An 11,440-nucleotide genomic window follows, 5' to 3' on the forward strand; every position below is an offset into this window, starting at 1 on the left:
AATGTTACGAAAATTACCGTTTGCAATTGTCTTTTGTCTGACTGTGACCTGTTTGTTTCTGTTCGCCAGCCTGACTTCTGTTCACGCTTCTCCACAAACGTACTATGTCAGCAACAGTCTCGGCAATGACGCAAACGACGGCTTAAGTCCTGAAACGGCATGGAAATCTTTAGGAAAGCTTTCATCGATGACGTTTATGGCAGGCGATATGATTTTGCTCAAAAGAGGCGATACATGGACCGGTGAAAGCCTGAGCTTGAATGGAAACGATTCCAAAACAAACTGGATTAATTTATCCGCATACGGCGCAGGCGATAAACCGAAGATTACTCCTTACACATCGCAATCGGCAATTCCCGCTCCCGACCCTGCGAATGTGGCGGCGAATGGAATTCTTTATGCGATCAAGCTGCAAGATGCTGCAGGCTGGAAAATAACGGGTCTGGAAATCGGTTTCGCCAAAAGCGGAATCGTCTACTTGAATACGGCAAACGGCAGCCGCGATGGACTGTGGATCGAGGATTGCTATATCCATGACATAACCAAGTGGCCGATGACTCCTTATCCTTCCGTGGATAATCGTGCTGCCGAACTGCAGATAATGCCTTACTCGGTTGGGATTTACACATACCGTCAAGCAGGCGAACGTCTGCAGAACGTTACTGTGATAAACACGACGATCGAACGAACGGACGGTCCGCTGGAAATCAGGCATGCGGACAACGTTTTGATCGATTTACTTACCGCTACCGATTCCTATCGCGAAGGCGTCCAATTGACCGGCATAAATTACGACTATCCGGGGACCCCTGTCGGCAGCATGACCAACAGCGCCATTCTTCGGTCCGGGTTGAACGGAATGGCTTGGGGGACGGCCGGTCTTCAATTTAACGCCGTACACAACTTCACGGTAGATAATGTAGAAGTAGGCTTTACGCAGGCGCCTAATGGCGTGGACGGAGTTGGTATCGACTTTGAGGGATTAAACAAAAATGTAATGGTCAAAAACAGCCTTATTCACGATAATGCAGATGAGGCCGTGATGATTTACAGGAATCCGATATGGAGCGGCGGCGTGGAAAATTCGAATACAAGCCTGATCAATAACATATTCCGTAATAACGGCATCAACAATGACGGCAACCCTCATGCCGCCTTCATTACGCAGCAATATAATTTGACAAACGGCGGCACCATTTCAGGGAATACGATTATCAAAACAAATCGCAACCAATCGCTAAACATGGTTTTCGAGCGATCGCCGCAATACAATGAAAGCTGGCCCGCAGGAGGTTATACAATTTTAAATAATACAGTGAAGCTCCCTAACGGCAATGTCATTCATACTGCATCTACCGGTTTCAGCGGCACGCAGGGCAAGAACGGCTGGTTCTATCAGCAGTATGACGGGTCTGCTTTCAACAGTCTAACCTGGAATGATGCTACCCAGTTATGGGAAGGCAGCCCCGTGAATCTTCTTGTCGGCGAAGACTGGATGCATCCGGCTATCGGGTATAAAACAGAGCGTAATTGGACGGCTGCCACTTCCGGAAACATCCGAGTTACGGGGAATCCGAAAAAGTATGATTCAGTGCTTGGAAACGGTGTGGTCGCCAGCATATGGAAGAACGGGGTACAGCTATGGTCCCAAACGATTACAACGCTATCCGGCGTGCAGCACGACTTTCAAGTAAGCGTTAATGCAGGAGATGTCATTGCATTCGTTTTGGAGTCAAATGTCGATTCCTCTTACGACAAAACCCGTTGGAATCCGGTCATCGAAGAAATCAGACAAACCATTTACACGGCGAGTACTGATTTCAGCCAGCAGCAGGGGATGTATAGTTGGAGATACGTGCAGAACGACGGCAGCAGCGAGATGAACATGAGCTGGAATGGCGGTTCCGGCATTTGGAGCGGCTCCGTGAACAACCTTCTGATCGGAGGAGATTGGCAGCATCCGGCAATAGGCGTTCAATCGCAGCGGAAATGGATTGCGCCCACTTCGGGCACGATTCGCGTAACCGGAATTGTCAAAAAATACGATTCGGATGCAGGCAATGGAGTGATCGTCGGCATATGGAAGAATGGCACGAAGCTTTGGGGAGATGAGGCAATAACAAACTTATCAGGCGTTTCGCATGATAATACGACGATTGTGATGGCTGGCGACGCCATTTACTTCAAAGTGGATGCGAATGGTGAGCCTTCCTTCGACAAAACGTTTTGGAACCCGACGATCGAGCTCACGCCATCCTTCAACTTCGACGAGCTGATGACACCGTTTTGGACGGGGACAACCATATCGAATGAATCGGTATTGATGCTCTCTTCCGATAGCCAACAGCCGGAAGCACCGCTGTTGTTCCATCCTTCCAATGCCAACTCAATCACGGTCCGAAACGCCCAACTCACAACGACATATGCGCAAGGTGTTGATTGGTTATACGACAGCGCCGCCAATAAAATCAGGCTGCCTGCCGGTTCCACAGCTCCTTACATGAACAGAGCTGATTTGTATCCTTCGACGGCACCTACAGGCTGTTTTACAGTGAATAAGACCGGCGGGGGAAGCGTGCTGGGCTGTGAAGGATATTTTTTTCACGACCGTCAGCTCGTCATCTCATATAATCATGAGCCAAGTCAATGGTTGGGTCCCGTTCCAGCTTATCAGGGAATGAATTTACCCGAAACGACGGCCAAATTAAAGGGAGGGCAATCGATTAAAGTCACTCTCTATGGCGATAGTATTTCTGTCGGACTCAATGCAAGCGGAATTGTCGGCGCTTCACCCGGTTTACCGAACTGGGGAACGCTCGCGATGGTAAAGCTTCAAAGTAATTTCGCCTCAAACTTGACTTTCCACAATCCGTCTGTTGGCGGACAAACATCCGCCTGGGGGGCCCAGAATGTGCATACGCTCGTTTCTCAAGAGCAACCCGACCTTGTGATCATCGCCTTCGGCATGAATGACGGGAGCGGGAACGTAGCGCCATCGACCTTCAAAAATAATATCGAAGCCATCATTAACGACGTGCGCGCATCGAACCCGAATGCGGAATTCATCCTGGTGGCGCCGACGCTTGCCAATCCCGAAACGGTGTATGCCGGTAATCAAGCCGATTACAAAGCTGTTCTTCAGCAACTCACTGCCTCGGGAACGGTATTAATGGACATGACGAGCATTCATCAGACGCTGCTGAACAAGAAACGGTTTCATGATTTAACCGGCAACAACATCAATCACCCGAACGATTTTCTGGTTCGTGCATATGCTCAAGCGTTATCGTCATTATTGGTGCCGTAATTTCATATAGATTTTCCATATAGGATAGATGATTTTATCCAAATATAACTCAAGCCTTAGTTGAACAAATAGGGTTACAGTTCAGCTACGGCGGATGATCACATTCTTAATTAAGCTTTCGAGAAGGATAACTCAAGAAAAACTAGATAAAATTCAAAACAAGACGTGGGGAGCAGATACCGAATAAGGGCAGTACATATCGGCCGATGCCATTATGCGCTGCCCTTGTTTGTTTGCGTTATGAAGCAAAGTCGTTAGAAACAAGTAAATGATTCGATGAGATTCAGGTCGTACCCCGTATACATCCAGAAAAAGCCGTTCCATTGAAAGCCAGCGATGGAAGTTCTGCCTACGAAGATAGGGAAATACCAGAACTGATTGCCATTTCTAAGCCAAATGTACGTATTGCGGAACATGCATCTGCGGATGCCCCCCGGATCGACGGCGAACGCGGTAAACTGCGGCCGAGGCGGAACGAACTGCGGTGGCGGCGCAGTAGGCGCTTGAAAGCCGGAAGGTCCTTGCGGCATAGACGGGCCGGGCGGTCCCGGTTGTGGTCCGAATGGAGGTGGAGGAGGTCCTGGCGGTCCGAACGGCGGAAGTCCGCCGCCCTGCGAACCCGGCGGTCCAAACGGAGGCAAAAATGACATAGTGATTCACTCCTTATAATGGTTGTAACGATGTACTCATGATTATGAGGGCGAACGTCTATCGGCGCTGCTGGTGTATTGTATGCGGATGCTCGTTACGGAGTGATTTTTACGCTAATGCGAAGTCGATTAAAAATGTAAATAAAGATTCGTCTATGCCGGTCTGAAACTCCGAATTAAACAAACGGGACTCTAGCTCAAAAAAATGCGATGAACGGCATACGCCAAGCTAAACAAGGGGGGCGAAAGCAAGTATCCTTTCGCTCTTCAGCCATGGGGTGCTTATTAAGGAGAAGTCGTAGATAAATTCGGTGTCACGTGGCTGATTACCAAGTAGTAAGCTTTCGAAAGGGATGTTCGAAGGTCCCGTGGTAAAGAAAAAAGGTGAGAATATCCAATTAATTCACAGACAATCATGAACTCTATTACGCTATCGGGGAACGTTAGTTCAATGAAACAGCGACAGTCTAGGACTTTATTTTCTCGTCCTTGGCTGTCGCTGTTTCAATTTCTAGGTTCAGTCTAAAACTTATTTTATGGAGTCTGACGGTACGACAATTCGAAAAGTCGCGTGGAATAAAGACATCCAGTCTAATACTTTATTTTCTGCTCACATCAACTTTAATAGTGTAGCAACTGATTCTGGCGTAAGCAAAGCAACGCTCTATAACAATCCCGAGATACGTGTGCGCATTGAATCGCTTCGTCAGCAGCAAGCTCAAGTGCCGACACCAAAACAACTCAAGCAAGAGATGGATGAAAACAATAAGGACGCCATCATTGCTTCGCTAAAACGTAAGATGAAGAAGCTCGAGGAAGAAAATAAAAAGTTGCGAGAACAACTTAAGTTCTCTTATGCAGAGGTCTATAAAAAGATATGAGGAAACGTCGTTCCCTCTCCATTTGAGCACATGGAGCCGTTAGGAACGGCTTACGGGCACTGATTCTTAACAGAAAACAATAGTTCAAAACCGAAATTGACTTCCCCGTTGCAGCTCTTTGCTCTAACGGGAAGGATAATTTAGGAAACAAAGCGAATATATAGACTTCTATGAAAAGGAAATGAATCCCTTATATGAATAATTTTATTGTACGAGATTGGAGAAAGAGGTAGAAGCTCATGAATCCCATTTGTATCCGTGGTGCAAAGCTGCATAACTTAAAATCTCTCTCTATAGACATTCCAAAGGGACGGTTTGTCGTCATAACTGGCGTAAGTGGTTCAGGTAAGTCGACACTGGCGTTCGATCTCCTCTATCGGGAAGGCAGACGCAGGTACGATCGTGCAGTCGGTGTATCCCATTTTTTGGAAGAAGACGATTTCGACGAAATGACAGGTCTAGTGCCTACTGTTGCAGTAGAACAGAGGATTATTCGGCAGTCTAATCCTCGAAGCTTAGTAGGAACTCGTACTCGATTACTTAGTCTTATACAAATTGTATTTTCCTTGGCAGGAAGTTATCGCTGTATTTGCGGTGGTGAGACTGATGAACAAAGGATCTGTCACGATTGTGGTCTCATGTCAGAACCGTTACCAGCGGAGAATTTCAATTTTAACTCTCCTCTTGGAATGTGTTTGAGATGCTTCGGCTCGGGCAAAGTATCGACCTTATCGGAAGAACACGCCCTGAATGACCGGGATTTCGATAGACGGTCGGTTTTACGCGGGACGCCTGGCAAGCTAAAAGAAGGTCTGAAGCGACTGGCGAAGGCTTACGATTTCGATCCAAACGGGTCTTACTTCAACCTATCTGACAAAGCCCAAGCAGCATATCTAAATGGTGATTTATCTGTGGGGCACGAGGGATTGATGCCTTTTTTACATAGAATCAGCATAGGGGCAGAGGGAACTGCATCCTCTGTCTGCCCTTCCTGTCACGGCTCTAGAATTGGGCAAGAGGCCCGAGATGTGACTATCGGAGGTCTACATATAAGTGCATTGGCCGAAAAAACGTTAAAGGAACAAGCGTATTTTTGGGATGATGTATCCGTTCGTATAATCGATGCAGAACCCACTCTCCTTGGTGTTCTTAAGCGAATACGAATACAGATCAATCATTTGTGTGATGTGGGTTTGTCCCATCTGTCACTATACCGGCGAACGCCGACTTTAAGCGGCGGTGAACTGCAAAGGCTGTTTCTCACTGCACATCTGGAATCAGAGCTGGAAGGACTCATTTATGTCTTCGATGAGCCTACGGTCGGTTTACATGAAAGAGAGAAAAATCGGCTAATCAAGCGGTTGAAGGAATTACAAACCCAAGGGAATAGTGTAATCGTAGTTGAACATGATCTTAGCGTTATTCGGGCTGCGGACTGGATCATTGAGATCGGACCGGGCGCTGGAGAAGAAGGGGGAAGCATCGTCTACCAAGGGAACTTGGTAGGTTATTTAAATTGCATGGATTCCCTAATCGCCCCTTTTCTTGGTCGTGGTTACGGAGTGATTCCCAAAGGATTTGATGGGAAACGACACGTTTTTACTTTTACGGATACAGTGCCAAAGCTGACGATTAAACACGCTACAACCCATAATCTGAAAGATATTACCGTATCCTTTCCCTTGGGTATCATGGTGGGGGTAGCCGGGGCTTCAGGTAGCGGCAAAAGCTCCCTAATTTCCTCCACGTTAGTTCCCTTACTGGCTAAATCTTTTGGCTCTGTTATTGCTGATGGTGATCAGGACGCTGATGCGGATGACGAACAAGTGACCGCAATAGAATCAAAGCCTGCTGTGCTTGAAGGATCTAGATTTTTGAAAGGGGTATCTTTCGTCACTCAATCGCCTATTGGGCGATCAAAGACATCCACACCAGCCACTTATATTGGTATTTGGGACGGAATTCGAACACTATTCGCTAATCAGAAAGAATCCAAGGAATTGGGGCTAACCTCCGGGGATTTTTCCTTTAATTCGACTGGAGGATGTTCTGAATGTAGTGGAGAAGGGGCGATCAAGAAAGAAACGCGGGGATTTACCTTTGTATGGCCTTGTCATGTTTGCAGTGGAACTCGCTACTGTCCGGAAGTACTTGATATCACAGTTAGTGGAAAGAACATAGCAGATATATTAAAAATGTCTATAGCGGAGGCTGCGGATTTCTTCCGGAATGACCCTGGTATTTTTGGACCACTTCGGATACTAGAAAGGGTAGGAATGGGATATTTGAAGCTAGGTCAGTCAGCTACGACAATTAGTGGCGGGGAAGCTCAACGGATTAAATTGGCCAAGGAGCTAGGACGAAGCCGTACAGGGGGAATGCTGTATATACTTGATGAACCGACAATGGGGCTCAGTTGTGTGGATGTGGGACGGCTTATGGAAGTATTGAAGAACCTGGTTGATCTAGGGAATACGGTACTGGTTATTGAACACGATTTGTCGGTTTTGATGGAATGCGATTGGCTCATTGAGATGGGACCGGGTGGCGGAGATGAAGGAGGATTGGTGATTGCGGAAGGTTCACCTGAAACGCTTACACAACTTCCAAATTCTATCATCGGTTCATACTTCAGAGGAGGTGTGGACTAATGAGTATTCGTTCTAAGCCTTGGACTATCCTAACTCCTGAAGAAGGGGCAATGGATGCTTCGAAATTGGCACTTGTGGATCGTGAGATATTCGCTAAATTTCCGAATGTCTTAAGTATGTTGATAGTGCGAGACGGTTCTATTGTGTATGAGCGTTATTATCGAAGTATCGGCCCGGATGATGCGGTTTCGGTTATGTCGGTCAATAAAAGCATCTTATCAGCATTGATTGGAATCGCACTTAATAAAGGGAAACTATCTAGCCTTGATCGTCCAGTGTTGGACTTTTTTCCGGAAACGGATATTAATGATATCGATCCTAACGTATCAAACTTAACTTTGAGACATCTACTTACCATGAGTTCAGGCTTATATTATCCACGTTTAGCTGGCGACTCCCAGCCAATATGGCAGAGAACTATACTTAGTCGTAATTGGATTGAATTCAGTCTGAGGCTACCTGTACGGGATGCCATGGGGTTGCATTTTAACTACAAAAATACAGATGCTCTGTTACTAGCAGCTTGTTTGTGCCGGGCGACTGAAATGACAATAGGAGAATTGGCGCAGGAGTGGTTATTCGAACCCCTTGAATTGAGCATTGATCACTGGAAAGCAGAAGATCCTCAAAGACTTGGCATTGGAGCTTTAAATATGACTGCACGAGATATGGCAGCATTTGGCCAGCTTTATCTGCAGGGGGGGGCATGGGGAGGGCATCAACTTATTCCTCAAGAATGGATAGTAGCATCCACAAGTCCTCAAATAGGGAATTACGGTTTTTTGTGGTGGATTGAAAAAGACGGGTTTTCTGCATCCGGCGCTGGCGGTTCATTGATAAGAGTAATCCCTGAGCAGCAGATTGTGGTAGTATTCCAAACCAGGCATCTCAAGCGCTTCAAGGACCCGCGAGATATTATAGATCGCTACGTGAAAGCAGAGGTATATTAATTGCTTGAATAATAGGAAAAGCAATCTGAAATTAGATAAAAGACTGTTTTTGTTCGTTGGAAATAAAAGTATGATCAACTTGTTACTTCTCGGAAGTCAAGACCAGGCTTTATCAAGCTACCATGAAAGAATGGATTAACTTTCATGCTCTATGGTACAGCATAAGAGATGCATGAATGGCTAACAGGAAACTTTAGTTGAATAAGCAATTAAGAAAATAAGCTATTTGAACATATTGGTCATGGATAATATGTCAAACAGCTTATTTTTATTGATTTTTTTAAGATTAGCGCTTGATAAACTAAGAAAATAAAGTATTAGACTGACGATGCTTCATTAAGCTAACGGGCAGGTTTGCTCAATGAAAACTATACTAAAATGGAGATACAGGGAACCAAAAAAATAAGGTAACTAACTCGTTAGGAGATATCTTTATGTTTAAATTTGTGCTTAAAAATCCCTCGGAGATAGCACCTTGGGGGAAAGAGAATAATCTTATGATTCAATGGTTTGGATTAACTGACTCTTATTATTGGTTAGACCTTGGAGAAGGAGAGTTATTGCGTTATAGTGTTGAGTTTGTTGAGTTCTACAAATTAAATAAGAATCTACCGTACGTTGATTATCAATTCGCCCGAGTATTTTGGGACCTAAACGGTATCATCCGAACTGTTTTGAGTTCAGTCCCTGATGGGGTCTTTGATAACATTCGAACATTTGCAAATTTTGAAATATACCTTGATTCATTATCAGGCTGGTTAGAACATATATGGAGCGATAATGACGAAGATTATGATGCCATATACTTACCGGCAAGACAATGGATTGATGACAGAAAACTAGATTTTGGTTACTTAATAGGTGCTCCAAGCGTTCATCTTTTCAGGAACAATGACCAGGTTTATATAAGATGGAAAGCAGAATATCAGGATGCAAATGGCATAAATATGTGGGAAGTAACAAAGGGGGAGTGTATTGTCGAAATTGAAAAATTCATAAGTGAAATACAGCAATCTCTGAACAATTTTGCAATCGCTATGGATATTCAAGTGAAAAGTATATTAGATAATCCTATAGAAAATGTTTTCATTGATAAGAATCAGTTGCTTAAAAACCATGAGGAATTCCTTCAGGAAGTGAAGTCTTATGAAAAATTAATGTCATTTGTTTCAGACCAGACTGACTGGGAAAATGTATTGTCAACAATAAAAAAAATCAATCAGCCATTAAGCTCCCTTGGTACGATATGATTTTCTCACGAATGCTCGCTTATTCGCAGGATTTCGCCCGGTTGGTTAAAGATGAAAGACAAAGAGGGGGACTCCGTATTAGACTTCGGCAACATGAAGGCRCACGGGAATAGAGGGGGGGATATATTCGCCCCATATACTTCCATTTACTGCACGCATTCTCCACGCCGCCCTTGGAGGTTTTCACTCCCATGTCTTAACGGGTCAATGCCCTCTCATTCCTTCGTTACGCCTTTCCAAGGGGTGGAGGCCGGTCTTGCTAACGGTACGGGTCGGTGCCCTTTGGTTTAATGCATCCGGTACTCCGTGCTTTCTTTGAAATCCTGCGAATAAGCCAATCTACGTACAACGAAACGGGTTGTTTAGTTATGCTGCTTGCAAGAGAGGTAATGTTTTAAGCGGAATGTAGGCTTGTCCACTACGAGCCATCCCAACGAGTATTCTGGCCAATTTACCGCATAGTTTCATAATGGACCTCATTTTCTTCATCTTCTTGACCTGCACATTGTGTTTATGCATCGCTTGAAACTCCGAATTGTTCATGACCAAACTCATAGTGGCCATGAAGAGGAAGCGTCGTAGGCGAGATCGTCCGCGTTTGCTAATCTTCATTTGCCCCGTCCATTTGCCTGAACTGGCTTCCGCGAGGTTGAGTCCAGCATGGCGCAGCAAAGCATTTCCATGAACAAATCCGCTTAAATCCCCAGCCTCACCCAAAATACCAGCTAGTGAAATGACACTAATCCCCTTAACCGCAAGCATGGATTTTGCAAAGGGAATGCGTTCTAATACGGTTGAAATCTCCTTCTCCACGACTTCCAGTTGTCCGCAAGCAAGGTCATACTCCGCGAGCAATTGGATTAAGTGGAGCTTGTAATAATGAGTGGCTGACTGAGATCCTACAGAACGTTTGGCCAGCTCGATCAGTGCTTTTGCTTTTCTAGCACCGCTGTGCCGTTTCATGATGGTTTTCCATCCCTGAATTAGGTTCTGGGGCTGCAGCTTACTGAGCTCCGCTGGAGTAGGGAAGAGGCGAAGCGTTGCCAGGGAACCGATACATGTGATGTCCTTGAATACGTGACGTAATTCAGGGAAAACAACGTCAACCCAGCGGTGTAATTGGTTTTTGGTACTAACAAGTCGTTTGACGACGAAGTCGCGGTTAGAGAGAAGCACACGCAGATCCTCAAAGGCTTCAGGTGTCGTGCGTGTAACCGAGTAATAACCGTTCTTGACCATGTCAGCGATAACGAGTGCATCCTTCCGGTCACTCTTTGAGGGCGTATTGTCACGGTTCTCTTTGTTCTTTTTCACGAGATGCGGATTCACTAAAACGACTTCAAATTGGCGTTCTGTGAGCCACCGAGATACGTTGAGCCAGTAGTGCCCGGTTGGTTCCATCCCGACGATGGCTGTGCTTAAATTGTGGCTGGTTTGCAGTTTTTGAATCCATAGCAAGAGACTGTGAAATCCCTCCTCGTCATTCGAAAAAGATAAGTAGTCTCCGATAATGATGCCACGAAAGTTTACAGCGCGCGCAACATGCATCTGCTGGGCAATGTCGATCCCGACAACTAAATGCTGAGCAGTAATTTTTTCAATGAGCTGATTTTGTCTCGCTTGCGATTTAAACTTCATAATAGAGCGTCCTCCTGGATGATGGAATTTTTAGGGCTATGACCCGTTGCGTACTTCCATCGTACCGAGGCGCTCGTTTTTTTGCAAAGCGGAAATTTAACGCTCTACAGGAA

At 45.5% G+C, this 11,440-nt stretch carries 7 protein-coding genes and 1 pseudogene; 6 read left to right on the forward strand and 2 right to left on the reverse strand.

Annotation, left to right across the window (positions count from 1 at the left end; genetic code table 11):
- The first annotated feature begins 1 nt into the window (after position 1).
- Positions 2 to 3,307 carry an SGNH/GDSL hydrolase family protein gene (locus tag AC1DWN_RS09035; RefSeq protein ID WP_477558569.1) on the forward strand — a complete coding sequence of 1,102 codons (3,306 nt, stop codon included), beginning with the start codon at positions 2 to 4 and terminating at the stop codon, positions 3,305 to 3,307.
- Between the two features lie 254 nt (positions 3,308 to 3,561).
- Here AC1DWN_RS09035 and AC1DWN_RS09040 read toward each other — a convergent pair whose 3' ends face one another.
- Positions 3,562 to 3,957 carry a collagen-like protein gene (locus AC1DWN_RS09040; RefSeq protein WP_477558570.1) on the reverse strand — a complete coding sequence of 132 codons (396 nt, stop codon included), beginning with the start codon at positions 3,955 to 3,957 and terminating at the stop codon, positions 3,562 to 3,564.
- Between the two features lie 217 nt (positions 3,958 to 4,174).
- Here AC1DWN_RS09040 and AC1DWN_RS09045 point away from each other — a divergent pair.
- The 5 genes and pseudogenes from AC1DWN_RS09045 to AC1DWN_RS09065 all read left to right on the forward strand — a co-directional run.
- Positions 4,175 to 4,246, forward strand: a pseudogene (locus tag AC1DWN_RS09045) (VOC family protein); the annotation flags it as partial.
- A 247-nt stretch (positions 4,247 to 4,493) separates the two neighbouring features.
- Positions 4,494 to 4,838: a DUF6262 family protein gene (locus AC1DWN_RS09050; RefSeq protein WP_477558571.1), complete on the forward strand. Its 345-nt coding sequence runs from the start codon at positions 4,494 to 4,496 to the stop codon at positions 4,836 to 4,838.
- Positions 4,839 to 5,077: 239 nt separating this feature from the next.
- The gene (locus AC1DWN_RS09055; protein ID WP_477558572.1) at positions 5,078 to 7,489 is read left to right on the forward strand and encodes an excinuclease ABC subunit UvrA; all 2,412 of its coding nucleotides are present in this window, start codon (positions 5,078 to 5,080) and stop codon (positions 7,487 to 7,489) included.
- Complete coding sequence (locus tag AC1DWN_RS09060; RefSeq protein ID WP_477558573.1) at positions 7,489 to 8,439, forward strand: serine hydrolase domain-containing protein; 951 nt, start codon at positions 7,489 to 7,491, stop codon at positions 8,437 to 8,439. Before AC1DWN_RS09055 ends, AC1DWN_RS09060 begins: the two co-directional genes overlap by 1 nt.
- A 434-nt stretch (positions 8,440 to 8,873) precedes the next feature.
- Positions 8,874 to 9,689: a DUF5984 family protein gene (locus AC1DWN_RS09065; RefSeq protein ID WP_477558574.1), complete on the forward strand. Its 816-nt coding sequence runs from the start codon at positions 8,874 to 8,876 to the stop codon at positions 9,687 to 9,689.
- A gap of 366 nt (positions 9,690 to 10,055) precedes the next feature.
- Here the strand turns inward: AC1DWN_RS09065 and AC1DWN_RS09070 are convergent, their stop codons facing one another.
- Complete coding sequence (locus AC1DWN_RS09070; protein WP_477558575.1) at positions 10,056 to 11,327, reverse strand: IS110 family RNA-guided transposase; 1,272 nt, start codon at positions 11,325 to 11,327, stop codon at positions 10,056 to 10,058.
- Positions 11,328 to 11,440 lie beyond the last annotated feature (113 nt).

The organism is Paenibacillus sp. P4_A7 (assembly GCF_056402455.1).